Annotated in this window: 26 protein-coding genes and 1 tRNA gene; 9 read left to right on the plus strand and 18 right to left on the minus strand. The window is 63.8% G+C overall.

Features of this window, described 5'->3' with window-relative positions; translation table 11 throughout:
* Positions 1 to 77 precede the first annotated feature (77 nt).
* Positions 78 to 1,001: an RNA polymerase sigma factor RpoH gene (gene rpoH, locus HV773_RS09340; RefSeq protein WP_377731412.1), complete on the minus strand. Its 924-nt coding sequence runs from the start codon at positions 999 to 1,001 to the stop codon at positions 78 to 80.
* A 590-nt stretch (positions 1,002 to 1,591) separates the two neighbouring features.
* Between rpoH and HV773_RS09345 the strand changes: the two genes are divergently transcribed.
* Positions 1,592 to 1,975 carry a nuclear transport factor 2 family protein gene (locus HV773_RS09345; protein WP_129561084.1) on the plus strand — a complete coding sequence of 128 codons (384 nt, stop codon included), beginning with the start codon at positions 1,592 to 1,594 and terminating at the stop codon, positions 1,973 to 1,975.
* A 168-nt stretch (positions 1,976 to 2,143) separates the two neighbouring features.
* Here HV773_RS09345 and leuA read toward each other — a convergent pair whose 3' ends face one another.
* The 3 genes from leuA to ybiB all read right to left on the minus strand — a co-directional run bounded on the left by leuA (position 2,144) and on the right by ybiB (position 5,252).
* A complete protein-coding gene (gene leuA / locus HV773_RS09350) occupies positions 2,144 to 3,790 on the minus strand; it encodes a 2-isopropylmalate synthase (protein ID WP_129561085.1) in 1,647 nt (548 codons plus the stop codon).
* The gene (locus HV773_RS09355) at positions 3,780 to 3,959 is read right to left on the minus strand and encodes a hypothetical protein (protein ID WP_129561086.1); all 180 of its coding nucleotides are present in this window, start codon (positions 3,957 to 3,959) and stop codon (positions 3,780 to 3,782) included. Before HV773_RS09355 ends, leuA begins: the two co-directional genes overlap by 11 nt.
* 327 nt (positions 3,960 to 4,286) lie before the next feature.
* Positions 4,287 to 5,252 (minus strand): DNA-binding protein YbiB, encoded by a 966-nt coding sequence (ybiB, locus tag HV773_RS09360; RefSeq protein WP_129561087.1) that lies wholly within the window; start codon positions 5,250 to 5,252, stop codon positions 4,287 to 4,289.
* Between the two features lie 106 nt (positions 5,253 to 5,358).
* On the opposite strand from ybiB, the gene HV773_RS37245 reads away from it, so the two are divergent.
* The 3 genes from HV773_RS37245 to maiA are packed head-to-tail and all read left to right on the plus strand — an operon-like array spanning position 5,359 to position 6,899.
* Positions 5,359 to 5,481 (plus strand): hypothetical protein, encoded by a 123-nt coding sequence (locus tag HV773_RS37245; protein ID WP_257791182.1) that lies wholly within the window; start codon positions 5,359 to 5,361, stop codon positions 5,479 to 5,481.
* A gap of 35 nt (positions 5,482 to 5,516) precedes the next feature.
* Positions 5,517 to 6,215 (plus strand): fumarylacetoacetate hydrolase family protein, encoded by a 699-nt coding sequence (locus HV773_RS09365; protein WP_129561088.1) that lies wholly within the window; start codon positions 5,517 to 5,519, stop codon positions 6,213 to 6,215.
* 36 nt (positions 6,216 to 6,251) lie between these two features.
* Positions 6,252 to 6,899 (plus strand): maleylacetoacetate isomerase, encoded by a 648-nt coding sequence (gene maiA / locus HV773_RS09370; RefSeq protein WP_129561089.1) that lies wholly within the window; start codon positions 6,252 to 6,254, stop codon positions 6,897 to 6,899.
* A 99-nt stretch (positions 6,900 to 6,998) separates the two neighbouring features.
* Here the strand turns inward: maiA and ftsY are convergent, their stop codons facing one another.
* Positions 6,999 to 8,156, minus strand: coding sequence for a signal recognition particle-docking protein FtsY (gene ftsY, locus HV773_RS09375; protein ID WP_129561090.1), 1,158 nt, complete (start codon positions 8,154 to 8,156; stop codon positions 6,999 to 7,001).
* Between the two features lie 263 nt (positions 8,157 to 8,419).
* Between ftsY and rsmD the strand changes: the two genes are divergently transcribed.
* The 3 genes from rsmD (at position 8,420) to HV773_RS09390 (ending at position 10,094) form a co-directional block, all read left to right on the plus strand.
* A complete protein-coding gene (rsmD, locus tag HV773_RS09380; protein ID WP_129561091.1) occupies positions 8,420 to 9,070 on the plus strand; it encodes a 16S rRNA (guanine(966)-N(2))-methyltransferase RsmD in 651 nt (216 codons plus the stop codon).
* 111 nt (positions 9,071 to 9,181) lie between these two features.
* A complete protein-coding gene (coaD, locus tag HV773_RS09385; protein WP_129561092.1) occupies positions 9,182 to 9,676 on the plus strand; it encodes a pantetheine-phosphate adenylyltransferase in 495 nt (164 codons plus the stop codon).
* Positions 9,677 to 9,836: 160 nt separating this feature from the next.
* Positions 9,837 to 10,094, plus strand: coding sequence for a YfhL family 4Fe-4S dicluster ferredoxin (locus tag HV773_RS09390; protein WP_129561093.1), 258 nt, complete (start codon positions 9,837 to 9,839; stop codon positions 10,092 to 10,094).
* A gap of 85 nt (positions 10,095 to 10,179) precedes the next feature.
* Here the strand turns inward: HV773_RS09390 and hisC are convergent, their stop codons facing one another.
* The 8 genes from hisC to HV773_RS09430 form a co-directional block, all read right to left on the minus strand.
* Positions 10,180 to 11,259 carry a histidinol-phosphate transaminase gene (gene hisC / locus HV773_RS09395; RefSeq protein ID WP_129561094.1) on the minus strand — a complete coding sequence of 360 codons (1,080 nt, stop codon included), beginning with the start codon at positions 11,257 to 11,259 and terminating at the stop codon, positions 10,180 to 10,182.
* A gap of 69 nt (positions 11,260 to 11,328) precedes the next feature.
* On the minus strand, positions 11,329 to 11,931 hold the full coding sequence (gene pth, locus HV773_RS09400) for an aminoacyl-tRNA hydrolase (RefSeq protein ID WP_129561095.1): 603 nt from the start codon (positions 11,929 to 11,931) through the stop codon (positions 11,329 to 11,331).
* Between the two features lie 150 nt (positions 11,932 to 12,081).
* A complete protein-coding gene (locus HV773_RS09405) occupies positions 12,082 to 12,684 on the minus strand; it encodes a 50S ribosomal protein L25/general stress protein Ctc (RefSeq protein ID WP_129561096.1) in 603 nt (200 codons plus the stop codon).
* Between the two features lie 172 nt (positions 12,685 to 12,856).
* Complete coding sequence (locus tag HV773_RS09410) at positions 12,857 to 13,813, minus strand: ribose-phosphate pyrophosphokinase (protein WP_129563262.1); 957 nt, start codon at positions 13,811 to 13,813, stop codon at positions 12,857 to 12,859.
* A 65-nt stretch (positions 13,814 to 13,878) separates the two neighbouring features.
* A tRNA-Gln gene (locus HV773_RS09415) sits at positions 13,879 to 13,955 on the minus strand.
* A gap of 50 nt (positions 13,956 to 14,005) precedes the next feature.
* Positions 14,006 to 14,899: a 4-(cytidine 5'-diphospho)-2-C-methyl-D-erythritol kinase gene (gene ispE / locus HV773_RS09420; RefSeq protein ID WP_129561097.1), complete on the minus strand. Its 894-nt coding sequence runs from the start codon at positions 14,897 to 14,899 to the stop codon at positions 14,006 to 14,008.
* A gap of 66 nt (positions 14,900 to 14,965) precedes the next feature.
* A complete protein-coding gene (gene lolB / locus HV773_RS09425) occupies positions 14,966 to 15,643 on the minus strand; it encodes a lipoprotein insertase outer membrane protein LolB (RefSeq protein WP_129561098.1) in 678 nt (225 codons plus the stop codon).
* Positions 15,643 to 17,520: a tetratricopeptide repeat protein gene (locus HV773_RS09430; protein WP_129561099.1), complete on the minus strand. Its 1,878-nt coding sequence runs from the start codon at positions 17,518 to 17,520 to the stop codon at positions 15,643 to 15,645. The genes lolB and HV773_RS09430 overlap by 1 nt, the downstream gene beginning before the upstream one ends.
* 132 nt (positions 17,521 to 17,652) lie before the next feature.
* Between HV773_RS09430 and mutM the strand changes: the two genes are divergently transcribed.
* Both mutM and mutY read left to right on the plus strand, forming a co-directional pair.
* Entirely contained in the window at positions 17,653 to 18,483 is an 831-nt protein-coding gene (gene mutM, locus HV773_RS09435) for a bifunctional DNA-formamidopyrimidine glycosylase/DNA-(apurinic or apyrimidinic site) lyase (RefSeq protein ID WP_129561100.1), read from the plus strand.
* 15 nt (positions 18,484 to 18,498) lie between these two features.
* The gene (gene mutY, locus HV773_RS09440) at positions 18,499 to 19,632 is read left to right on the plus strand and encodes an A/G-specific adenine glycosylase (RefSeq protein ID WP_129561101.1); all 1,134 of its coding nucleotides are present in this window, start codon (positions 18,499 to 18,501) and stop codon (positions 19,630 to 19,632) included.
* Positions 19,633 to 19,654: 22 nt separating this feature from the next.
* On the opposite strand, the gene HV773_RS09445 is transcribed toward mutY, so the two are convergent.
* The 5 genes from HV773_RS09445 to hpf all read right to left on the minus strand — a co-directional run bounded on the left by HV773_RS09445 (position 19,655) and on the right by hpf (position 23,575).
* Positions 19,655 to 20,293, minus strand: a complete 639-nt coding sequence (locus HV773_RS09445) for an LON peptidase substrate-binding domain-containing protein (RefSeq protein ID WP_129561102.1) — start codon at positions 20,291 to 20,293, stop codon at positions 19,655 to 19,657.
* Positions 20,294 to 20,334: 41 nt separating this feature from the next.
* Complete coding sequence (gene rapZ / locus HV773_RS09450; protein WP_129561103.1) at positions 20,335 to 21,228, minus strand: RNase adapter RapZ; 894 nt, start codon at positions 21,226 to 21,228, stop codon at positions 20,335 to 20,337.
* A gap of 102 nt (positions 21,229 to 21,330) precedes the next feature.
* Positions 21,331 to 22,299, minus strand: a complete 969-nt coding sequence (gene hprK / locus HV773_RS09455) for an HPr(Ser) kinase/phosphatase (protein ID WP_027795920.1) — start codon at positions 22,297 to 22,299, stop codon at positions 21,331 to 21,333.
* A gap of 39 nt (positions 22,300 to 22,338) precedes the next feature.
* Positions 22,339 to 22,794 (minus strand): PTS IIA-like nitrogen regulatory protein PtsN, encoded by a 456-nt coding sequence (ptsN, locus tag HV773_RS09460; RefSeq protein ID WP_174220076.1) that lies wholly within the window; start codon positions 22,792 to 22,794, stop codon positions 22,339 to 22,341.
* A gap of 424 nt (positions 22,795 to 23,218) precedes the next feature.
* Complete coding sequence (gene hpf, locus HV773_RS09465) at positions 23,219 to 23,575, minus strand: ribosome hibernation-promoting factor, HPF/YfiA family (protein ID WP_129561104.1); 357 nt, start codon at positions 23,573 to 23,575, stop codon at positions 23,219 to 23,221.
* Between the last annotated feature and the right edge of the window lie 81 nt (positions 23,576 to 23,656).

Genomic DNA, 23,656 nt, shown 5'->3' on the forward strand with positions numbered 1-23,656 from the left:
TTACAGCCGGCCAAAAAGAAAAAGCCCCACTCTTAGTAAGAGTGGGGCTTTGCGTTCAAGCAGGGACCAGGCGCGGATCAGGCGTATTCGGCCAGCGCAGTGCGCATCTTCTTCATGGCGCTGGCTTCGATCTGGCGGATGCGCTCGGCCGAGACGCCGAACTCGTCGGCCAGTTCGTGCAGCGTCGAGCCACCCGAGCCGTCATCTTCGACGTTCAGCCAGCGCGCCTCGATGATGCGGCGGCTGCGCGCATCGAGGGCTTCCAGCGCGCTCGCGATGCCGTCCGATTGCAGACGGTCGCGCTGGCGCGAGGCGATCACGGCAGTCGGCTCGCTATGCGAGTCGGCGAGCCAGGCGATCGGGGCGAATGACTCTTCGCCGTCTTCGGTCTGGCTTTCGAGCGCGATGTCCGAACCCGAAAGGCGTGTTTCCATCTCCACGACTTCTTCGCGCTTCACGTTCAGTTCCTGCGCGAGGCCTTCGATTTCCTCAGGCGTGAACGATTGCAGGCCCTGCTTGTGGCTGCGCAGGTTGAAGAACAGCTTGCGCTGCGCCTTGGTCGTGGCGACCTTCACCATGCGCCAATTGCGCAGGATGTACTCGTGAATCTCTGCCTTGATCCAGTGCATGGCGTACGACACGAGGCGTACGTTTTGCTCGGGGTCAAAACGCTTGACCGCTTTCATCAAGCCGATATTGCCTTCCTGGATCAGGTCGGCATGCGGCAGGCCGTAGCCCAGGTAATTGCGCGCAATGGACACCACGAGGCGCAGGTGCGACAGCACGAGGCGGCGCGCGCCTTCGAGATTGTTTTGCTCGCGAAACTCGGTCGCGAATTGGCGTTCCTCTTGCGGCGTCAACATCGGGATCCGGTTCACGGCCTGGATGTAGGCGTCGATGTTGCCGAGCTGGCCAGGCAGCATGGAAGCATTCGCGAGCGCCAGTACACCCGAACCCCCGGCCTTGGCCGACGACGGGCTAAGCATATTCGGAAGGGTCATGGTCATTGTGTTGCTCACGTAGCGAACTCCTAAGGGATCTTGCAAAAGTCAGACATCGACTCCACGGGGGATGTTAGCACTCTCAATTAACGAGTGCTAATACTTCGAGTCTGTAGGGACTTCAAGGTTCCGCTGTCTCTATCGGAATATTTGTTTCGATAGATTTCAACGAATCCGCGAGAGGCAAGCTGGACGGGGTTTGCAGCGTGCCCCCGGTCTTGAAGGCACCGGAGGACCGAAGAAATACTCTAGAACGGGCTGCCATCCATCGCGGATAGGGTCGAGAAAACGGGCGGGAATCGGCGATTTCAGGGGACGGCTGGCGCCTCGGGCCGATGTCTTGAATCAGGCCCGAATTTCCTCGCCGGAATCTGTCTAATAGACAGCGGGGCGGGACAAAAGTGCTGCGATGCGACATTCAGGCACGCCGCGCCGCGCATTCATGGTGTTTAGCCCCATGTGGGTGCGATCCTGTTGATCGCAAGTTTCCATGCGTCAAAACCTGGTATAAATTTCACCGAGACGCGTGCGATAAATCTTCGGCGCGGATCGACGCGATGATGCGGACTCTTGCGCAGGGGGCTCGAGCAATGGCTGCAAAAATAATCGATGCGATTCGGGGGCTGGAGCGCGAGCGATTCCGCGCGATGGTGGATGGCGACGGCTCATCGCTGGAGCAACTCCTGTCCGACAACGCCACCTTCATCCATACGAACGGCAAGCGCGAGACCAAGCAGCAGTTCATCGACGCGATCACGGCGGGGCGCCGCCGCTATCGCCAGATCGAGATCCAGTCGCAGGACGTGCTGCCGGTGGGACGCGAGGCCTGCGTGATCTCGGGCCGCGCGCTGATCGAGATGGAAGCGAACAACGGCGCGCTGCTCTATCCCATTGCCTACACGGCGATTCAGACTCAGGAGGATGGCCACTGGCGTCTGCTCGCGTGGCAGGCGACGCGTTGCGCTGTCGAGTGACGACCGGTAGGTCCACTCGCCGATATCGCTTCCTGAGCGTATCGGGCGCACGCCAACGGCCCGTTTTGCCGCCGGCGCTCAACGCTAAGCCCGGGTACTGCTTTCTACTAAACCGCTGGTTTCACCATGCCGCCGCGTCTGTGCGTGGCGGCATGCGCGTTTGCGTAATCAAGCCGCCGCACGCTGATCGATCCGAGGCCAGACAGCGCGATTGACCGCGCTGACCATGGCGGCGACGGCCGCATGCGCGGCGTCGTCGGCCACGCCTGCGCCGTGACGCAGCGGCTGGCCGCCCACGCGGCAACCGACGAACACCGCCGTGGCGCCCTGCGCCGTGCGCAGGGTTTCGAACGACGTGACTTCGATGCTTTCACCCGCCGCCGCCGCGATCGCCCCGGCCATGACCTGCGCGTGCGCCAGGTCGATCTGCGCCGCCACCGGAATCGCGATCTCGCGGCCCTCCCAGCGCACCCGCCCGGCACCGGCGTGCGTGGCCGGACCGCGCGTCTCGAAGTATTCGCGCGCGAAGAGCGCGCAAATTGCGTCGCCCGAAATTTCCTCGCCCGAGCCGTCGGTGACCGTCTGCACGGCGTGGCTGAATTCGATCTGCACGCGGCGCGGCGGCGTGAAGCCCATGCCGCGCTCGAGCAGCCAGGTGGCACCGCCCTTGCCCGACTGGCTGTTCACGCGGATCACGGCGTCGTAGCTGCGGCCGAGGTCGGCGGGATCGATTGGCAGATAGGGCACTTCCCAGACGGCATCGGGCTGCTGCTGCGCGAAGCCCTTGCGGATCGCGTCCTGATGCGAGCCCGAGAACGCCGTGAACACGAGGTCGCCGGCATACGGGTGGCGCGGGTGGACCGGCAACTGATTGCAGCGCTCGACCATGCGGCGCACGGCATCGATATCGGAGAAGTCGAGGCCCGGGTCGATGCCCTGCGTATAGAGATTCATCGCGAGCGTGACGAGGTCGACGTTGCCGGTGCGCTCGCCGTTGCCGAACAGGCACCCCTCGATGCGGTCCGCGCCCGCGAGCAGCGCCATTTCGGCGGCAGCCACGGCCGTGCCGCGGTCGTTGTGCGGATGCACCGAAAGCACGATGCTGTCGCGGTACGCGAGGTTGCGATCCATCCACTCGATCTGGTCTGCGTAGACGTTGGGCATTGCGGCCTCGACGGTCGCCGGCAGATTCACGATCATTTTGTGATCGCGCGTCGGGCGCCAGGTCTGGGCGACGGCATCGCAGACTTCGCGTGCAAACGAAAGCTCGGTCATGCTGAACGTCTCGGGCGAGTACTGGTAGATCCAGTGCGTGCCGGGGCGCGCGTCGGCGTATTCGCGGATCAGGCGCGTGCCTTCCACGGCGAGCGCTTTCACCTCGTCCCTCGACTGCCCGAACACGATCTTGCGGAACGAAGGGCAGATCGCGTTGTAGAGATGGACGATCGCGCGCGGCGCGCCTTCGAGCGCCTCGAACGTGCGGGCGATGAGTTCTTCGCGCGATTGCACGAGCACTTCGATCGTCACGTCATCGGGAATGCGCTTTTCGTCGATCAGCTTGCGCACGAAATCGAAGTCGGTTTGCGACGCCGACGGAAAGCCGACTTCGATCTCCTTGAAGCCGATCGCGACCAGCATCTCGAAGAATTCGAGCTTCTGCTCGATGCTCATCGGCTCGATCAACGACTGGTTGCCGTCGCGCAAGTCGGTGCTCATCCAGATGGGCGCGTGCTCGACGGTGCGCGTGGGCCAGCGGCGGCCGTTCAAGCGGATGGCGGGGAAGGGGCGGTACTTCTCGGCGGGATTACGCAACATGACATGCCTCGTTCTTCATGGTGTCGTTTGCGATGGCGGTCGGCAGCGGGCGGCTGGCTTGCTGACGACGAAGCACGATGCGCGCAACTTCGGGCGTGCGGGCGGCAACCACGGACGCGAAGAAGATGGCCACGGTGACGGCGGTAACCGGCGCGGCAGAAGCGGACATGAACGAAGCCCATGCGACGTGCATTTTGACCCTCGCGACTCGCCCGAACGGTAAACGGACGAATGCAGACGACTAGGTTGTAGAGAAACTGCGGTTTGGGGTACTGCGAGAACTGCTTGGGAGGACCGCGGTGACCAGGGAGAGGGTCGTTGCGGCGCTACACCAGCTTTAGGCTAGGCGTAGCGATAGGGCCGATAGTAGGCCGAAGACAATGCGGAGGGTGTTCGGAAAGGAACGCATTCATCCAATGTAAGGCAGGACTGGCGAATGTGTCAACAGCGAATTCGCTGCCTGGGTTGACCCAGGCCGTTGACCTGAGCCGTTGACCTAAGCGCGCTTCGCAATGCGCTTGATCGTTTCGACCTGGCGGGCGATGGCCTCGGGCACCGGCGCATGGCCGCCCAGCACCGCGTCGATCCAGGCTGCCGTCGTGGGAGCGTCGCGGCCTTCGGGCAAGTCGACCTCGGGTGTGTCCGGCGACGAGCGCACCGGCTCGATCAGCGTCTCGCAGACACCGTCGTGCAGCCAGTCGACCTGCACCTGGCGGCGCGTGTCGGCGACGGCTTCGCCTTCGGTGCCGCGCGCCAGGAGCGCGCCGCCCAGGGCTGCATCGGGGTGCGCCGCGAAGAGGGCGCTCAGGCTTTCGCGATAGGCGGGATGCGTGTAGTTCACGAGCCGCAGGCCGGGTTGCGCGAACGGCTGCAATAGCTTGACAAGCGTATGCGTGGAGTTGCGCACGCCCATGCGCCGGCGCAGCGATAGCAGACGCGCGAGCTTCGGCGCGAGTGTTTCGATCGACGCGAACGCTACGCGGCGCTCGCCAAGCTGGGCTTCGATTTCGGCGTGATCGTGCGCGGCGGGCAGGTTCAGCGCTGCGAAGATTTCCGCGCTCGTCACGCGGCCCGGATCTTCGGCGACGCCGTGCACGAGCGTCGGCACGCCTTCGCGTGCGAGCAGAAGCGCGAGCAGCGGCACGAGGTTCGGCTGCTTGCGCGCGCCGTTGTAGCTCGGGATCGACACCGGGCGATACCCGCCCTCAGCCACGGCGATAGGCGTGAACGACGCGTGTGCGGCTACGAGCATCGCGGAGAGTTCGTCGGCAGTTTCGCCCTTGAGCCGGTACGCGAGCAGCACCGCACCCAGTTCGAGTTCGGGCACGCGGCCGTCGAGCATCGCCGCGTAGAGTGCCTGCGTGTCTTCCGCTGACAGCGAACGCGCACCGTGCGGCCCGCGACCGATTTCCTTGATAAAGCGGGCGCAGGAGAAGGTGTCGGTGGAGTCGGGGGCGTTCATGGCGGCGTGGTGGGTGGAGCGTGGGTGGGGCGGCTGGGGCGGATTTGGGCTGCTTTCGTCTGCACGTTGGGCTGAATCGGCTTGTGGCAGTCCAGGAAACGGGAAGATGCTGGAAGTATCGCACGAGCGCTGCGGCGCACCGCCACCGCAGCGCGTTACACTCGCGTTCTACGTTGCGTGGGCCTTGCCGCTGCGCCTGCGCGCCTCGCTCGCTTGCCGTGCGCCTTGAGCGGCGCGCGGCCCATCACGAAGACGGAGATCCCGATGACATACGTATTTGACCCGGTGCCGCAAGCCGCCGTGCCCGTGGCCGGCAGCGATGCGCACTTTCCGGTGCGCCGTATCTACTGCGTCGGTCGCAATTACGAGGCGCATGCTCGTGAGATGGGCCACGACCCGAGCCGCGAGCCGCCGTTCTTTTTTGCCAAGCCCGCCGATGCGCTGCTCTACGTCGCGCCGGGCGCGACCGCTGAATTCCCGTACCCCTCGCAGTCGCAGAACGTCCACTTCGAGATGGAGTTGGTCGCCGCGCTCGGCAAGGGCGGCAAGAACATCCCCGTCGAGCAAGCGCTCGATCACGTGTTTGGCTATGCGCTCGGTCTCGACATGACGCGCCGGGACTTGCAGGCCGAAGCGAAGAAGCTCGGCCGTCCGTGGGACATCGCGAAGGGCTTCGACCATTCGGCGCCTATCGGCCCGATTCATCGTGTTGCGCAAGTCGGCCAGATGGCAAGCGGCGCGATCTGGCTTTCGGTGAACGGCGAGGAGAAGCAGCGCTCCGACATTTCGCAGATGATCTGGCCGGTTGCCGACACCATCGCGTTTCTCTCCACGCTTTTCGAGCTGAAGGCGGGCGACCTGATCTATACGGGCACGCCGGAGGGCGTCGGCGCGGTGAAGCCGGGCGACCTGATGAAGGGCGGCGTTGACGGCATCGGTGAGTTCTCAGTGCGCGTGGTGTGAAGCGTGACCGGGTCGACAGAGGAGCATGAGGAGAGCATGAAGCTTTACAGCTATTTCCGCAGTTCGGCGTCGTATCGCGTGCGCATCGCGCTGAACCTGAAGAACCTGCCGTACGAGTACGTGCCGGTGCATCTGGTGCGCGAGGGCGGCGAGCAATTGAAGCCCGCGTACCGCAAGATCAATCCCGATGCGATCGTGCCGACGCTCGTCGACGACGAGAATCACACGATCCAGCAATCGCTCGCGATCATCGAGTATCTCGAGGAAACGCATCCCGAGCCGCCGCTGTTGCCGAAGTCGCCCGCCGACCGCGCACACGTGCGCTCGATTGCGCTGCAGATCGCGTGCGAGATTCATCCTGTCGACAACCTGCGCGTGCTGAGATACCTGAAGCGCACGCTGGGCGTGGATGACGCGGCAAAGGATGCCTGGTACCGGCACTGGATCGAAGCCGGGTTCGCGACGCTCGAGGAGCGCCTGGCGAACGATCCGCGTACGGGCAAGCTCTGTTACGGCGACACGCCGACCCTCGCCGACCTGTGCCTCGTGCCGCAGATCTACAACGCGCACCGCTTCAAGATCGATACGACGCGCTATCCGACCATCCAGCGCATTCACGATCACGCGGTGCAGCTCGATGCGTTCGTGCGGGCCGCGCCGGGCGTGCAGCCGGACGCGGAGTGACGCGGGCGCGCTTGCGCCGTCTGTGCATTCGTGCATGAAAAAAGGCGTTGTTCGTGAGAACGACGCCTTTTGTGTTCCGGCACGCGCCTGATAGCGGGATCAGTCCCCGAGCAGCGCGTCCGCGAATTCTTCGGCCACGAACGGCTGCAGGTCCTCGACCTTCTCGCCTACGCCGATGAAGTACACCGGGATCGGACGCTGACGCGCGATCGCGGCGAGAATGCCGCCCTTCGCGGTGCCGTCGAGCTTCGTGACGACGAGGCCGGTCAGGCCGAGCGCGTCGTCGAACACCTTCACCTGCGTGAGTGCGTTCTGGCCCGTGTTCGCGTCGATCACGAGCAGCACTTCGTGCGGCGCGCCGTCGAGCGCTTTGCCGATCACACGCTTGACCTTCTTGAGCTCGTCCATGAGGTGCAGCTGCGTGGGCAGGCGGCCTGCCGTATCGGCCATCACCACGTTGATGCCGCGCGCGCGCGCCGCGCTCACCGCGTCGAAGATCACGGCGGCCGGGTCGCCGCTTTCCTGCTGCACGACCGTCACGTTGTTGCGCTCGCCCCAAATCGCGAGCTGTTCGCGCGCGGCGGCGCGGAACGTGTCGCCCGCGGCCAGCAGCACGCTCTGGTTGAAGCTCTGCATGTGCTTCGCGAGCTTGCCGATGCTCGTGGTCTTGCCCGCGCCATTCACGCCCGCGATCATCATCACGAGCGGCTGCGCGCGGCCCAGCATCAGCGATCTTTCGAGCGGCTTGAGCAGGTCGACGAGCAACTGGCGCAGCGCGTTCTTCACTTGCTGGGCGTCGGTCAGGCGCTCGGCGCGCACCTTCTGGCGCAGCGTTTCCAGCAGGTACTCGGTTGCGTCGACGCCCGCGTCGGACATCAGCAGCGCGGTCTCGAGCTCTTCGTAAAGGTCGTCGTCGATCTTCGCGTTGACGAAGATGCTTTGAATGTTCGAGCCGGTCTTCGAAAGCCCCGACTTCAGGCGCGAGAGCCACGACTTCTTCGCGTTGGCGTCGGGCGCGGGCGGCGGAACGATTTCGACGGCTTCGTCTTCGTAGGCGTCCTGGGGTTCGCCGGCTTCGGCTTGTGACGCGATGGAGACCGGCGCAGCGGGAGAATGCTCGTCGGGCAGGTCGGGCAGGTCGGGCAGGTCAGGCGCCGGTGCGTCGGGCGTGGCTAGCGCTTCGGGCGCCGCGTCGGTTTCGGCCGCCTCGTTTCCGGCGCCCTTAGAGCCCCGGAGTCGTTTGAAGAAACTGAACATGGTCTGATGTGAGGAAAACGCGCTGCGGGTCTGACCGAGGGACGGTCATCGACGTCGCTTGTCGACGTGGCTCGTTGACGTGATTCAAGCGGGCAACGCGTGGAAAACATGTCATTTTATCAGGCGCTTCCGGGCGCGTCGTTGCGGCAGGCGTGCGGCAGATATCCAGCGCACGAGCGGCCCTGTGGTAACGTTCGCGCATTGGCCGGCGCGGCGCTTGCCTGGCGGCGCAGATCGGCACCGAATCACTTAGCAAAAAACGCATGCCTCGTTCATCTTCCCCGCGCCCGCAGGGCGCCCGTGCCGCTCGCGGTGCAAAACCCGGTGCGCAAGCCGGCCGTGCAGGCGGCACGCACACGATCCGCATCATCGGCGGCGACTGGAAACGCACGCCGCTGCCGGTGCTCGATCTCGAGGGCCTGCGGCCCACGCCCGACCGCGTGCGTGAAACGCTCTTCAACTGGCTCGGCCAACGCCTGGACGGCCAGCGCTGCCTTGACCTGTTCGCGGGCAGCGGCGCGCTCGGCTTCGAAGCGGCGTCGCGCGGCGCGGAACGCGTGGTGATGGTCGAGCGCAATGCGCGCGCTGCCGCACAATTGCGCGCGAACCAGGCGCACCTTGCCGCCCGTATGATCGAAGTGGCCGAAGCCGACGCGCTGCGGCTTGCCGCCAATCTCCCGCCGGGCTCGTTCGATGTCGTGTTCCTCGACCCGCCATTTGGCGACGCCGCGCTGCTCGTGCGCTCGCTCGAACTGGCCGCGCCGCTCGTAGCACCCAATGGCTGGCTCTACGTGGAGTCGGGCGAGCCCGTGGATCCCGCCACGCAGCCCGCGCTGGCGGGCTGGAGCGTGGTGCGCGAGGGCAAGGCGGGGGCGGTTCGCTATCATTTGCTGCAGCGCGAAAATGAGGAATAATGCGCGTTCGATAAGGAAGCGGGCGGGCGGGTTCTGGCGCCACGCAGGCACTTGCGCATGCTGCGTATCAATCGCACATTGCGCCCCATTTCAGTTGAGAGGAGAAGCCTCATGGTAGTCGCCGTGTACCCCGGTACGTTCGATCCGCTGACGCGTGGTCACGAAGATCTCGTGCGGCGCGCGTCGAGCATTTTCGACACGCTGGTGGTCGGTGTTGCCGACAGCCGCGCCAAGAAGCCGTTCTTCTCGCTCGAAGAGCGGCTCGACATTGCGCATGAGGTGCTCGGCCACTATCCGAACGTCCAGGTGATGAGCTTCAAGGGCCTGCTCAAGGACTTCGTGCGCAACAACAACGCACGCGTGATCGTGCGTGGCCTGCGCGCCGTGTCGGACTTCGAATACGAGTTCCAGATGGCCGGCATGAACCGCTACCTGCTGCCCGATGTTGAAACGATGTTCATGACGCCATCGGATCAATATCAGTTCATTTCGGGCACGATCGTGCGCGAAATCGCCCAATTAGGTGGCGATGTCAGCAAGTTCGTGTTTCCCTCGGTGGAAAAGCGATTGCAGGACAAGGTTGCCGAGCTCGGCGGCCCGGCGTGACCAACGCCTGAGTTCGAGTGGTGCGCGCCGTGTCGTGTGGCGCCGCTTTTTTGCCTTCCTCCAGCGGCCGCAGGCTTGCGGCCGCGTGCATCGAAGGCCCGGCATGACTCGGGGCGCAGCGCTATAATTAATTGTTTTTGAAGGGAAACGCGAGAGTAGTATGGCCCTGATGATTACCGACGAGTGCATCAATTGCGACGTCTGCGAGCCCGAGTGCCCGAACGATGCAATTTCGATGGGCCCGGAAATCTACGTGATTGATCCGAACAAGTGCACCGAATGTGTTGGCCATTTCGATGAGCCGCAGTGCATCCAGGTCTGTCCCGTCGAGTGCATTCCGAAAAGTCCGGAGCATGTGGAGTCGCACGAGCAATTGATGGAGAAGTACCGTGCGCTTATCGCGGCGAAGAATGCTTGAAACGCTGGTGGCTCTGGAATAAAAGCCGCGCAGAAATAAAAAACGCGCCTCAATCGAGGCGCGTTTTTTATTTCATGCGGATTTTTTAGCCGACGATCGTTTTCAGGGCGTCGATCAGCGCATTGCATTCGTCGTCGGTTCCGATCGAGATGCGCAGGTGCTGGTTCACGCGCGGCGCGTTGAAGTGGCGCACGAAGATCTCCTTTTCGCGCAGCTTCGCGGAAATTTGCGCCGCGTCGTGTGCAGGATGCCTTGCGAACACGAAATTGGCCGCAGAGGGCACAACCTCGAAGCCCAGCGACGCGAGCGCGGCGCTTAGGCGCTCGCGGCTTTCCATGACACGCTTGCTGGTGGTTGCCAGCCACGCTGCGTCTTCGTAGGCAGCGGTTGCCGCGGCTTGTGCGAGGCGGTCGAGCGGATACGAATTGAAGCTGTCCTTCACGCGATTGAGCGCGTCGATCAGATCGGCGTGACCGAACGCGAAACCCACGCGCATGCCCGCGAGCGAGCGCGACTTCGAGGTCGTGTGCACGACCAGCAGGTTCGGATAGCGGTCGATCAGCGCGATGGCCGATTGCGTGCCGAAATCGACATAGGCCTCGTCCAGCACCACGACGGAATCGGCGTTGCCCGCCACGAGACGCTCGACTTCCGCGAGCGGCAGCGCGTGGCCAGTGGGTGCGTTCGGATTCGGAAAGATCACGCCGCCATTCGTTGCGCCATTCGCCGGCAGATAGTCGTCGACGCGAATCGCGAACTGCTCGTCAAGCGGCACCGTGCGGTACTCGACCCCGTAAAGGCGCGCATAGGTCGGGTAGAAGCTGTACGTGATGTCGGGAAAGAGAATCGGCTTGTCGTGCTTGAGCAGCGCCTGGAACGCATGGGCGAGCACCTCGTCGGAGCCGTTGCCGACGAACACCTGATCCGCGCGAATGCCGTGATGCTTGGCCACGGCGGCGCGCAGGCGCTTGGCGACCGGGTCCGGATAGCGGCGCAGCGACTCGGCCGTTTCGCCGAGTTCGGCGCGAATGGCTTCGAGCACGCGCGGCGAGGGCGGGTACGGGTTCTCGTTGGTATTGAGCTTCACCGGCTTCGCGAGCGCGGGCTGTTCGCCCGGCACGTAGGGCACGAGGCGGTGGACGATGTCACTCCAGTAACGACTCAAGTTGCTCTCCTTCGATACTTCGAGGTGGCTTGCAGAGGATGGACGCGATGAACGCAACGGGCGCGAAAATCAGCCGTTGCGATGCAACTGCATGACCGCGCGCTCGGCCTCGCCCTTCACGAAAGTGGGCATGACGGCGAGCGCACGCTCGATCGACGCGTCGATCACGTCCTGCTCTTCGCGGCGCGGCGGCTTGAGCACGAAGTTCGCGACGTCGGGCTTGGCGCCCGCGCGCGCGCCTTCGGGAATCAGGTCGCGCGGATGGCCGATGCCAATGCGCAGGCGCCAGTATTGTTGCGTCGACAGATGCGCGGAAATGTCCTTCAAGCCGTTGTGACCGCCGCTGCCGCCGCCGAGCTTGAGCTTGACGGTGCCAGGCGGCAGGTCGAGTTCGTCGTGCGCGACGAGGATCTCATCAGGCAGGATCTTGAAGAAATTCGCGAGCGCGACGACCGACTGGCCCGAACGGTTCATATAGGTCTGCGGCTTGAGCAAATGTACTTCCTCGCCGTAGAGGCGCACCTTCGCATAATGGCCATGGAAGCGCCGCTCGTCGCGCAGCGTGGTGCCAGCTTCGCGCGCGAGCTGGTCTACGAGCCAGAAGCCCGCGTTGTGGCGTGTTGCTGTGTATTCGGCGCCCGGATTGCCGAGCCCGACGATCAACCTGATCATTGTGGTGTTCCGCCTGCGGAATTCGTTGAAACAACCGCCAAGTGTACGAAAAAACAGCGAAAAAAAACCCGCCGGGGCGAACCGCGGCGGGTCACGTCGTCCGTTTCGTTGAAACGGATCGAGAGGATCAGCTTACTTCGTGCTGGGTGCTTACTCAGCAGCAGCTTCGCCTTCAGCAGCAGCCTGGGCGCCAGCCGGCACGGGTGCCGACGCGACCACCGGGTTTTCGGCTTCGACGTGCGGGACCAGCGTGACGCCTGCGGGCAGCGTGATGTCCTTGGCGTGCAGCGATTGGCCAGCTTCGATCTTCGCGAGGTCGACTTCGAGGAATTCCGGCAGTTGGCTCGGCAGGCACTGGACTTCGACTTCAGCCAGAACGTGCGAGATGATCGCGCCGCCCGTCTTCACGGCCGGGTTGGTTTCCTGGTTCAGGAAGTGCAGGGGCACCTTCGTGTGGATCTTCTTGTTCGGATCGACACGTTGGAAGTCCACGTGCAGCACGAGCTGACGGAACGGATGGTATTGCACGTCGCGCAGCAGGACTTGCTGCGACTTGCCGGCCACTTCGAGGTCGAGAATCGACGAGTGGAAGGCTTCCTTCTTCAGGGCGTGCCACAGCGCATTGTGGTCGAGTTCGACCAGTTGCGGCTCCGAACCGACACCGTACACGATGCCAGGGGTCTTGCCAGCATTGCGCAGGCGGCGGCTCGCACCCGTACCTTGCAGATTGCGTTCGAAAGCGATGACTTTCATGATGTTCTCAGTTAATGCACTGCCCGCGACCAGGCAGTAAATAAAACGGGGTCCTTTCGGCAGGATGTCCGCCAGAAGGCCCCCTACTATGCGGCGCAAACCTTCGTTCGCTTGCGCCGATTACACCGAAGCGCGGCATCCTTGCGAATGCCGCGCTTCAGCGCGAATCTCTTTAGCTTTCCGCGAACAGCGACATCACCGAGTCGCCACGACGGATACGCGAGAACGTTTCCGCCAGCAGACCCGCGCTCGTGAGCGAACGGATCTTCGCGCAGGAGCGGGCTTCGTCGCCCAGCGCGATGGTGTCGGTCACGACCAGCTCGTCGAGCGCCGAAGCGGCGATGCGCTCGCCCGCGCCACCCGAGAGCACCGGGTGCGTGGCGTACGCGAACACCTTCTTCGCGCCGCGTTCCTTGAGCACTTGCGCTGCCTTGCAGAGCGTGCCTGCGGTGTCGACCATGTCGTCCATGATGACGCAGGTGCGGCCTTCGACTTCACCGATGATGTTCATCACTTCGGCGACGTTCGCCTTCGGGCGACGCTTGTCGATGATCGCGAGATCGCAGCCGAGTTGCTTGGCGAGCGCACGGGCGCGCACCACGCCGCCGACGTCCGGCGAAACGACCAGCAGGTTCTCGTAGTTCTGCTTGCGCAGATCGCCGAGCAGCACGGGCGTTGCGTAGATGTTGTCGACGGGAATATCGAAAAAACCCTGAATCTGGTCAGCGTGCAGATCCATCGTGATGATCCGCTCGACGCCCGCGATTTCCAGCATGTTCGCCACGACCTTCGCCGAGATGGCGACGCGCGCCGAACGGGGGCGGCGGTCTTGACGGGCATAGCCGAAATAGGGGATGGCTGCGGTGATCCGGCCCGCGGATGCGCGTTTGAGCGCATCGACCATGATCATCAGTTCCATCAGATTGTCGTTGGTCGGCGCGCTGGTCGACTGAAGGACGAAGACGTCCTTGCCTCGCACGTTTTCCTGGATTTCGACCTGGATCTCACCGTCGGAGAAGCGGCTAACCATAGCCTTACCGAGGGGAATACCGAGGATCTTGACGACTTCCTGTGCAAGCGCGGGATTCGCGTTGCCAGTAAAAACCATCAGGCCGTCATGGCTGCTCATCATGCACCTGCTGCGGACTTTGGGGGGGCGAGAGGAACTACTTGGGCGAACTGCTTTAGAATTTTTGGCAGGGGAGGAAGGACTCGAACCCTCGCATGCCGGAATCAAAATCCGGTGCCTTAACCAACTTGGCGACTCCCCTACACTCAACTTCGAGCCTGACTGACCGGCAAAGCGATCAGTCACGCAAAACTATGCCGCGAAAGCGAAGAGTGGATGTGTGTCCAGGCTCGATGTCACTGCGCTTCTCCAGTCTGCCGGAAGTTGTGTTTGCACAACTTCTGCTTCAGCCCGACTGGCAAACGCTGCAAAAACACTTGCGCCTGACCCGGTCATCCGCGCCGGTGCGATGCTGCTTGAGACATTCTCAAACCATCTGAGCACCCGCGCTACTTCCGCGTATTTTCCTGCGACAACCGCTTGCATGTCGTTTTGGCCGAAGCTGTCTGGCCATCCGTTCTGCGCCGCTTGCTGTGCAAGAAAGACTGCTATTGTGCAAGCTCTTGTGTCCCTTGTCAACGACTTTTCTGAAAAAATTTCAGCGGTAGGAACGTGAACTCGCGGCGTCACCACCAAAAAGTGGCGCGGGGGCAATTGTACAGCCTCCAGTGCCTCTCCAACACCCTCGGCGAACGCATTTTTCCCGAATACGAAGAAGGGTACGTCGGCGCCGAGTTTGAGCGCGAGCGTTTGCAATTCCTCGCGTGGCAGGTTGAGTTTCCACAGGCGATTGAGCGCGAGCAGCGTGGTGGCCGCATCCGAGCTGCCGCCGCCAAGCCCCGCGCCCATCGGCAGACGCTTTTCGATGTCGATTTCGACGCCTTCGTTCGTGCCGGTATGTTGCTTGAGCAACGCCGCGGCGCGCACGGTGAGGTCGTGCTCGGCGGGCACGCCGTCGACTTCCGTGGTGCGCGTGATGCGGCCGTCGTGGCGGCGCGTGAAATGCAGCGTGTCACCCCAGTCGAGCAACTGGAAGACGGTTTGCAGGTCGTGATAGCCGTTGGGCCGGCGACCCGTGATGTGCAGGAAGAGATTAAGTTTCGCGGGCGCGAGGCAGTCGCGCAGCGAGTCCTGGGTTTCGGTCATGATGCTGGGTAAGCGCCTTGCGGGCGGCGAGCGCATCGCACTTGCCGCCCGCAAGGCGCAATTCCTTTACTGGTCGAGCACGAGCTTGATCTGAAGCGGCGGGTCGTCGCGCGTGAGATTCACGCGCTTTACGCCGGTGGCGGGTGCGTCTGCGTAGGCGAGATAGTCGATGGTCCAGCCGTCCTGCTGGATCTGCGCGAGGCGCTGCGGATCTTTCGCGTCGGGCGTGGTGCGCGCGCGCGACGTGGGGGCAACCGACGGCTGCAGCCAGTAGCGCAAGCCCTCCACCGGTAGCGCGAAGCCGAGTGCCTGCTGCATCAGCGTGCTGACGTTGTCGGCGGTGAGCGGCTGCTTGTTCGGCAATTCGAGCGTGGCCTGGGCCGGCGACGACGTGACGAGGGCTAGCGTCTGCCCAAGCGGATTGAGCAGTTGCAGCGTCACGGTCGAATCGGCTTCGCGCCAGTCGAAATTGCCGTAGGCGTTGCGCTGCTGGCCGTTCTGGTCGTCGTATTGAACGGCGAAGCGGCCGTGGTAGGCGCGGCTCGTTTGAGTGGTGAGCGATGTCGTGGCGCGAGCGGTGGACGGCTCGTGTGGCACCTGCGTCGCACAGCCCGCGAGCGTGAGCAGTCCGGCCACCGCCACGCCCAGCGCCGGCCGCAGGATGGCCTGCCCCAGGATCAGACGCGAGCAGCGTCTCGCAGCGGCCGCGGCGGTGGGGCGGAGATGCAGTTGAAATTCAGCCATCAGAGATCGTTGACCTGGAAGCGCTTGAGCGTTTTCAGGAGTGTGTCGTTGTCGGGTTCGAGCTTGCGTGCTTCGCGCCAAGCCTGGCGCGCGCCGTCCTGGTCGCCGTTCTTCCACAGCACCTCGCCGAGGTGCGCGCCGATCTCGGCGTTCGGTTGCAGGCTGTAGGCCCTGCGCAATAGCTTGATGGCGTCGGCGTTGTCGCCCATGCGGTACTTCACCCAGCCCACGCTGTCCATGATGAACGCGTCGTCAGGGGCGAGCGACGAAGCCTTTTCGACCAGCTTGTCCGCTTCCGGCAGGCGCTGGTTGCGGTCCGCGAGCGAGTAACCGAGCGCGTTGTAGGCCTGCGGGTTGTCGGGCTGCGTCTTGATCAGCTTGCGCAGCTGCGCTTCCATGACCTCGTAGTGACCGGTCTTTTCGGCCGCCATGGCGTAGTCGTAGGTGAGATCAGGGTCGTCCGGGAAGTCCGCGGTGGCCTTGGCGAGGCGCGATTCCGCTTCCGGGTAGCGTCTCGCGTCGAACAGGATAGCGGCGTCCGTGCGTGCGATCAGCGCCTGGTCGCGCGGGTCGTCGGACTGGATGCTCGCGAGCTGGCGGCGTGCGTCGTCGATCTTGCCCTGCTTGTCGAGCATCTGCGCGCGCGTAATCTGCGCGGGCACGTATTGCTGGCTGCTGGGCTGAATCTTGTTGAGCCATTGCTGCGCGCCCGCGTCGTCCTTCTGCTCGGCGGCGAGTTGCGCGAGATAAATGTAGCCCTGGCCCGGATCCGCGCCTGGCGTTTTTTCCGCCACCTGCGTGTACTGCACCAGATACTGCTTGGCCTCGTCGTACTTCTTCTGCTGCACGTCGATGAGCGAGAGCGCCATCAGCGGCATCAGGTCCGTCGAATTGGCCTTGTGCAAGTACTCGAACTGCTTTTTCGCATCGTCGAGGCGGTCGGCGGCGAGGTAGGTTTGCGCGAGCGCAAGACGTCCTTCACGCGACTTCGGATTCTGCTGAACATATTTCTCGATCGACGCAATGCCTTCCTGGCGCTCTTCCGGGCCCATCTGCGCGAGCATCAGCGCGGCGGGCAGGTAGTCGGGCTTGATGGCGAGCGCCTGCTCGAACGATTTGCGCGCGGCCGGAACGTCGTCGACGAGCAATTGCTGGCGTCCGAGGGCAAGCTGCGCTTCGGGACGATTCATGTCGTCCTTGAGCAGCGTCTTGAGCACGTCGAGACCGCCTGCGCGATTCGGACCGCGAGAGAGCAGCAGTTGCAGCGAGAGCAGCGCCTGGCCGCGGCTGTCCGCCGGCACGCGGGCCAGCTCGCGCGCGAGCAGCGGCTGGGCGTCGGCGGGCTTGCCTGCCAGCACGAGCAGTGAGGCGTCGAGTTGCGCTGCACGTTCCGAATCTGGCGCGTACTGTTGCCAGAGCTGCACGGCGGTGAGCGCGTCGGTGGGGCTTTGCGCCGCGAGCGCGATTTCCGTCGCGCGCTGCGCCATGCGCGGGTCGTGCGTGTCGCGGGCGAGCGCTAAATAAGTCTGATAGGCCGGCGCCGGCTGATTGCGTTGCAGCGCGATCTCAGCGGCAAGCACCTGGAAGACGATCTGACTTGAGAGCGCGACGCCCGGCAGATCCTTCATTTCGTCGGGTGAAGCAGGCCCGAACACATCCGGCATGGTGACGGAAGTGTCGTCCGAGGTGGGGGGCTGATCCTGCGCGTACGCGCTCGACGTGGTCAACGCCCACGCCGCGAGCACCGCCGCGCCGATCAGGCGCCGGGGACCCGGCGCACGCAGCGCTTCGCGCAGACGCGGCTCTGCCGCCCTGGAGCCCGCTTTGAAGCCCCGCAGCGAGCGCTTCGCAAACAGCTTTACGAAAGACAGTTCCATGGAATTCCGTCGAATGTTTCGGTCGATTGTAACGCGCTGGATACAATACGCGCACAACAGCGACGCAAGTTGCAGACCAGCACGGTTACGCTCGTCGGATTGTTCCGGCACAACCTCTCACCCCTTTTAGACATGCCAGAACTGCCAGAAGTTGAAGTCACCCGCAGGGGCATCGAGCCGTGGGTAGCGGGCCGCCGCGTCGAGCGCGTCGAGGTGCGCAATCCGGCCCTGCGCTGGCCTGTGCCGGCCACGCTCGCTCGCACGCTGCGCGGGCGCACGATTCGTTCCGTGGGTCGGCGTGGCAAGTACTTGCTGTTCGAGGTCGACGAGGGCTGGTTCATCGTCCATCTTGGCATGACCGGCACGCTACGCGTGTTACGTAATCTTCCAAAGCCGCCGGCCGCGGAGAAGCACGATCACGTCGACTGGTTCTTCGACGACTTCACGCTGCGTTTTCGCGACCCGCGCCGCTTCGGCGCGGTGCTCTGGCATCCGCGCGAGGCGGGCGACGTGCTCGGCCATCCGCTCCTCGCGAATCTCGGCATCGAACCGTTTACGCCTGCATTCTCGGGCGCGCTGCTGTTTCGCGAGACGCGCGGCCGCAAGGTTTCCGTGAAGCAGGCGCTGCTCGCCGGCGACATCGTGGTGGGCGTCGGCAATATCTACGCATCGGAAAGTCTGTTTCGCGCGGGCATCCGGCCGACCACGGCAGCGGGCCGCGTCTCGCTCGCGCGCTACGAACTGCTAGCCGACGCCGTGCGCGCCGTGCTGGCCTCGGCAATCGAGAAGGGCGGCAGCACGCTGCGCGATTTTGTCGGCAGCAACGGCGAAAGCGGCTACTTTCAGCTCGAATACTTCGTTTATGACCGCGCGGGCCAACCCTGCCGCGTGTGCGGCACGCCGATCAAACAGATCGTGCAGGGCCAGCGGTCGACCTATTTCTGTCCGCGCTGTCAGCGCTGATTGGCAAGCTCTTCCATGTATCTTTCATCCGCTTCTACCGAAAAGCCCGCTCCCGGCACGTATCCGGACGATCTGCTCGCAAGTTTCGCGCCGCGCCTGATTGCCTGGCAGCGCGAACACGGCCGCCACGATCTGCCATGGCAGAACACGCGCGACGCCTATCGCATCTGGCTCTCGGAAATCATGCTGCAGCAGACGCAGGTTTCCACGGTGATTCCGTATTACGCGCGCTTTCTCGAACGCTTTCCCACGGTCGAGGCGCTCGCGGCCGCGCCCATCGACGACGTGATGGCGCTGTGGGCCGGGCTCGGCTACTACTCGCGTGCGCGCAATCTGCATCGATGCGCGCAGGTGGTCGCGCAGGAGCACGGCGGTCAGTTCCCATCAACGGTTGAAGGGCTCGCCGATTTGCCCGGCATCGGTCGCTCGACGGCAGCGGCGATTGCGTCGTTCGCGTTCGGCGCGCGGGCAACGATTCTCGACGGCAACGTGAAGCGTGTGCTCGCGCGGGTGTTCGGCGTGGAAGGCTTTCCGGGCGAGAAGCGCGTAGAGAACGCGATGTGGACGCTCGCCGAATCGCTGGTGCCGGGCGCCGATGCCAGCGACGCCGATGTGAGCGCCTACACGCAAGGGCTGATGGATCTTGGCGCGACGCTGTGCACGCGCGGCAAGCCCGATTGCGAGCGCTGCCCTTTTGCGAACGATTGCGTGGCGAAGACGACAGGCCGTCAGCGCCAGTTGCCCGCTGCGCGTCCGAAGAAGGCCGTGCCTACGCGCCGCACGTGGATGCTCGTGCTGCTCGACGGCGACGCGGTGATGCTGGAGAAACGCCCGCCCACGGGCATTTGGGGCGGCTTGTGGAGCCTGCCCGAAGCCGCTGGCGAAGTGGCGCTGGCCGATCGTGCACGAGGCTTCGGCGTGAAGCCGGAGCACGCGGCGTCAAGTTCCGCGCTCATGCCGCTCACGCACACGTTCACGCACTTCAAGCTCGACATCGAGCCGCGTGTGATCGAGCTCAAGCGCCATGGCGCCACGCTCGTGGCGAACGAGGGAGAGACGGTGTGGGTCACGCTTGGCGAGATCGACGCTTACGGCGTGCCCGCGCCGGTGCGCAAGCTGTTAGACGGCCTGCGCGGTTCGCTGATCTGAGAAAAAATGCGGGCTGTGGGCGCTACAGCAACTGATGCTGCTGCATGTAGTGATGCACGACGTCGATGCGCGCACCGGCGTCGTTGAGTTCCATCAGCTTCTGGCGCGCGCGCAATGCAATCGGCAGGACTTCCGCGAGGCGGTTGGAGACCCACGACGGGTCGTCGAAGCGGAACGGTTCCGCGAACGGCAGACTCGCCGCATCGCGCTCGCGGATCGTTGCGATGATGCGCTCCAGCACCTCCGCGCACGCGCCGAAGCGCGCGAGATGCTGCGCGCCTTCGAGCGGAATGTCCTCGGGTAGCGGCTCGGCCATGCCCACCAGCAAGCCGTCGGCTTGCGCGCGATGCGAGAGCAGCCTGAAGCGCCGAGTGCCGTGCGCGCGAATGTGCAGCATGCCGAAGGTTTCGACATCGCACTGCTCGATTTCGGCGAGACAGCCCACGCTTTCGGGAACCGCGGTCGCTTCGTCGGGTTGTGCGACTTCGGCGCCGCTCTTGAGCAGGCATACGCCGAACGGCGTTTTCTCGCGCAGACATTCGCGCGCCATGTCCAGATAACGCGCTTCGAAGATCTTCAGCGGCAACAGGCCGCCGGGGAAGAGCACCGTATGCAGCGGAAAGAGCGGCAAATCGGCGAGCACGGCAGGAGAAGAGGACATGGCGCAACGCTTTCGGTTAAGGGCCGCGCGACGCGGCCGCGTTAGGCGATCAGCCGGGACGATTCTCCGACGTCGAGTGGAGCGTCGCGATGACGCACGATGACGTTCGACTCGCCGGCGAAGCGTGTGGCGAGCGTCTGGGCAATGTAGACCGAGCGATGCTGGCCGCCGGTGCAGCCGATTCCGACGGTCAGATAGCTGCGGTTGTCGTCGCGGAAATGCGGCAGCCATTTCGCGACGAACGCGTAGACATCGTCGATCATTTCGTGGACGGCCGGCTGCGCGTTCAGAAATTCGATCACGGGCGCATCGAGCCCGGTGAGCGGCCGCAGGAGGGCGTCGTAATGCGGGTTCGGCAGCGTGCGCACGTCGAACACGAGGTCCGCGTCGAGTGGCACGCCGCGCTTGAAGCCGAACGATTCGAAGGTGAGCATCAGCGAGCCGCGCCCGCCTTCGACGAACACCTTGACCCACTGGCGCAGCGCATTGGCGCTCAGGTTGCTCGTGTCGACCTGATGGCCGAATTCGGCGAGATTTGCGACCAGTACGCGCTCGTGCTCGATGGCCTCTTCAAGCGACTTGAGCATGCCGACGTTGGCGTCATGCGTGACGGACCCGGAAAGCGGATGTCGGCGACGCGTCTCGGAAAAGCGCTGAATGAGCGATTGCGTGCTCGCATTGAGGAACAGCACGCGCAAATCATGCTCGCGCGCGAGGTCGCGGATCATTTGCGGCATGTCGTCGAACGAGGAGCTCGAGCGCGCGTCGATCGCAACCGCGAGACGCTCGTAGCCGTCTGCGGAGAGATATTGGGCAAGCTGCGGCAGAAAGCGCGGAGGCAGATTGTCGACGCAGAAATAGCCGACGTCTTCGAGCGCATTCAGCGCCACTGACTTGCCGGAGCCCGAAATGCCGGTGATCAGGATGATACGCATGAGAAAGAGGATGAACCCGATTGGGTCATCATAGCATTCGATCTATGCGCCGGTGATGACGCTACGGCGCATAGATCGCGCGTCATGGCCGCGCGTGGTGAGTCAGATCAGCTTGCCGGGGAACTGGCTGTCCGGATCCTGCATGGCGAGACGCTGGCGGTCCATGAAGTCGCGCAGGGTGTCGATGCCGCGCAATTGCAGGATGGTGTTGCGCACGGCGGCCTCGACGAGCACCGCGAGGTTGCGCCCAGCCGCCACCTGGATCGTGACCTTGCTGATGGGCAGGCCGAGCACGTCCACGGTCTGGCTTTCGAGCGGCAGGCGCTGGAATTCGCCGTCGGGCCGGCGCACCAGTTGCACGATGAGCTTGAGTTTCATCTTTCGGCGCACCGCGGTCTCGCCGAAGATCGTCTTGATGTCGAGCAGACCGAGGCCGCGTACTTCGAGCAGATTCTGCAGGAGCGGCGGGCAGCGGCCTTCGACGAAATCGGGGCCGAGGCGCACGAAGTCCACGGCGTCGTCGGCCACGAGGCCGTGGCCGCGGCTGATCAGTTCGAGGCCGAGTTCGCTCTTGCCGAGGCCCGAGTCGCCGGTGAGCAGCACGCCCATGCCGAGAATGTCGAGGAACACGCCATGCAGTGTTGCGCGCGGCGCGAGAATGCGCGACATGTAGAGGCGCAGGCTGTCGATCACAGTGGCCGCCGACATGGGCGTGGTGAACAGCGGCGTGGAGGAGCGCGTGCAGCGCAGCACCAGCTCGGGCGGAGCGGTCATGCCGTCGGCGACTACGAGGAACGGCGGCTCGAGCGCGATGAGCTCGGCCATATGGCGCGAGCGGTCTTCGTCGGTCTGGCGCTGGTAGTAATGGATTTCGGCGTCGCCGAGCACCTGGATGCGGTTCGGGTGGATCAGGTTCAGGTGGCCGACGAGGTCCGCACTGGCCGTCGCCGTTGCCACCGTCTCGGCCGAAAAGCCGCGTTCCCAGCCTTCGTGCCCCGTCAGCCAGCTGAGCTTCAGCGTGGTGGCGTTGTCGTCGAAGATGCTTTGGGCGTTGATGCTGGAAGTGTCCATGAGTCCTGGCGCCAAGTGCGCAAAAAGCCGCGCGTTACATCAAGGTTGCCACTGGGTGAGCAGACGATGCAACGTTTCGCGATCTTCCTCAGTATGCAGCCGTTCGCGTGTTTCGCGATCCGACAGCAGTTGGGCGATCTCGGACAGAATTTCAAGGTGCTGCTGCGTGGCCTGTTCCGGCACGAGCAGAAAAATGAGGAGCGACACGGGCTGGCCGTCGGGCGCTTCGAAGGGAATCGGCTCGGCAAGCCGCACGAAGGCCGCGAGCGGCTGCTTCAGGCCCTTGATACGTCCGTGCGGAATGGCCACGCCTTCACCAAGGCCAGTGGAGCCGAGGCGCTCGCGTGCGAACAGATTGTCGGTAACCGTGCTGCGGGCAATGCCGTTCTGGTTTTCGAAGATCAGGCCAGCTTGTTCGAAGACGCGCTTCTTGCTGGTAACGGACAGACCGACGACGACGTTCTCGATGGGAAGTATTTTGGCTAAACGATTCATGTTGGCAGGCGAAAACGTGGCCTGAATGCTCCTCACCCCGACAATCGGCGCAACTGATGCGCGAGGCGACACGCCGTTGCGCGCAGGAGAAACCCTGCGCAGCCGGCACCTCGCCTGGCACGACCAGCGCGATGCCGGGACCGTGGGGACGTATTACCCCGAAAGTGACTGGACCATTATAGAACAACCGTACTGGCCGATGGTGCGATGCGCCATGCATCGGCGCAACCATTGTTGCGCGGTTGCACTCTCAAGCACCGTTCGATGCCGGACATACGGATTCTGCTCACAGGAAGATCCACGAAAAAGCCGCCCTGCGAGGGCGGCTTCGTTTGCGGCCTGCTCGAGATCCGGTCGAGACCAGATTTCGCGCATTCGCTCACGCCAGCAATCGGGGGTGAATCAACTCCGGATGTTCACGGTGTTATTGCGGCGGAACTTCGATCGGGGCGGCCGGCTGATACTTGAGCGATTCGTGCTGATGCCCTTGCAGGCGGTCCTTGTGGCGCACGACCTGACGGTCGAGTTTGTCGACCAAGAGATCGATGGCGGCGTACATGTCGCCGTTCGCGCTCTCCACAAAGATATCCTTGCCTTTCAGATGAAGGTTCACTTCAACCTTCTGTCTCTTGTCCTTTTCCTTATAGTTGTCGACCGAGAGGACCACATTGCCATCGATGACCTGATCGAAATGTCTTAGCACCCTGTCCAGTTTGGTGATCACGTATTCTCGCAACGCTGGCGTTACTTCGAGATGGTGTCCACTGATCTTCAGATTCATAGTGCTTCTCCAGGCTATTGGCCGCGTGGCGCGTGAAGCGCGGCTGTGTCGGTCGACTGACTCGCCCAGGTCGTGCGGCTC

Origin of the sequence: Paraburkholderia caffeinitolerans (assembly GCF_902859945.1) — a bacterium.
Classification (GTDB): Bacteria; Pseudomonadota; Gammaproteobacteria; order Burkholderiales; family Burkholderiaceae; genus Paraburkholderia; species Paraburkholderia caffeinitolerans.

Excerpts from the sequence above, each read along its gene's own strand:
- rpoH (WP_377731412.1), bottom strand. The coding sequence starts at position 1,001 with ATGACCCTTCCGAATATGCTTAGCCCGTCGTCGGCCAAGGCCGGGGGT.
- HV773_RS09345 (WP_129561084.1), top strand. The coding sequence starts at position 1,592 with ATGGCTGCAAAAATAATCGATGCGATTCGGGGGCTGGAGCGCGAGCGA.
- leuA (WP_129561085.1), bottom strand. The coding sequence starts at position 3,790 with ATGTTGCGTAATCCCGCCGAGAAGTACCGCCCCTTCCCCGCCATCCGC.
- HV773_RS09355 (WP_129561086.1), bottom strand. The coding sequence starts at position 3,959 with ATGTCCGCTTCTGCCGCGCCGGTTACCGCCGTCACCGTGGCCATCTTC.
- ybiB (WP_129561087.1), bottom strand. The coding sequence starts at position 5,252 with ATGAACGCCCCCGACTCCACCGACACCTTCTCCTGCGCCCGCTTTATC.
- HV773_RS37245 (WP_257791182.1), top strand. The coding sequence starts at position 5,359 with ATGCTGGAAGTATCGCACGAGCGCTGCGGCGCACCGCCACCGCAGCGC.
- HV773_RS09365 (WP_129561088.1), top strand. The coding sequence starts at position 5,517 with ATGACATACGTATTTGACCCGGTGCCGCAAGCCGCCGTGCCCGTGGCC.
- maiA (WP_129561089.1), top strand. The coding sequence starts at position 6,252 with ATGAAGCTTTACAGCTATTTCCGCAGTTCGGCGTCGTATCGCGTGCGC.
- ftsY (WP_129561090.1), bottom strand. The coding sequence starts at position 8,156 with ATGTTCAGTTTCTTCAAACGACTCCGGGGCTCTAAGGGCGCCGGAAAC.
- rsmD (WP_129561091.1), top strand. The coding sequence starts at position 8,420 with ATGCCTCGTTCATCTTCCCCGCGCCCGCAGGGCGCCCGTGCCGCTCGC.
- coaD (WP_129561092.1), top strand. The coding sequence starts at position 9,182 with ATGGTAGTCGCCGTGTACCCCGGTACGTTCGATCCGCTGACGCGTGGT.
- HV773_RS09390 (WP_129561093.1), top strand. The coding sequence starts at position 9,837 with ATGGCCCTGATGATTACCGACGAGTGCATCAATTGCGACGTCTGCGAG.
- pth (WP_129561095.1), bottom strand. The coding sequence starts at position 11,931 with ATGATCAGGTTGATCGTCGGGCTCGGCAATCCGGGCGCCGAATACACA.
- HV773_RS09405 (WP_129561096.1), bottom strand. The coding sequence starts at position 12,684 with ATGAAAGTCATCGCTTTCGAACGCAATCTGCAAGGTACGGGTGCGAGC.
- HV773_RS09410 (WP_129563262.1), bottom strand. The coding sequence starts at position 13,813 with ATGAGCAGCCATGACGGCCTGATGGTTTTTACTGGCAACGCGAATCCC.
- ispE (WP_129561097.1), bottom strand. The coding sequence starts at position 14,899 with ATGACCGAAACCCAGGACTCGCTGCGCGACTGCCTCGCGCCCGCGAAA.
- lolB (WP_129561098.1), bottom strand. The coding sequence starts at position 15,643 with ATGGCTGAATTTCAACTGCATCTCCGCCCCACCGCCGCGGCCGCTGCG.
- HV773_RS09430 (WP_129561099.1), bottom strand. The coding sequence starts at position 17,520 with ATGGAACTGTCTTTCGTAAAGCTGTTTGCGAAGCGCTCGCTGCGGGGC.
- mutM (WP_129561100.1), top strand. The coding sequence starts at position 17,653 with ATGCCAGAACTGCCAGAAGTTGAAGTCACCCGCAGGGGCATCGAGCCG.
- mutY (WP_129561101.1), top strand. The coding sequence starts at position 18,499 with ATGTATCTTTCATCCGCTTCTACCGAAAAGCCCGCTCCCGGCACGTAT.
- HV773_RS09445 (WP_129561102.1), bottom strand. The coding sequence starts at position 20,293 with ATGTCCTCTTCTCCTGCCGTGCTCGCCGATTTGCCGCTCTTTCCGCTG.
- rapZ (WP_129561103.1), bottom strand. The coding sequence starts at position 21,228 with ATGCGTATCATCCTGATCACCGGCATTTCGGGCTCCGGCAAGTCAGTG.
- hprK (WP_027795920.1), bottom strand. The coding sequence starts at position 22,299 with ATGGACACTTCCAGCATCAACGCCCAAAGCATCTTCGACGACAACGCC.
- ptsN (WP_174220076.1), bottom strand. The coding sequence starts at position 22,794 with ATGAATCGTTTAGCCAAAATACTTCCCATCGAGAACGTCGTCGTCGGT.
- hpf (WP_129561104.1), bottom strand. The coding sequence starts at position 23,575 with ATGAATCTGAAGATCAGTGGACACCATCTCGAAGTAACGCCAGCGTTG.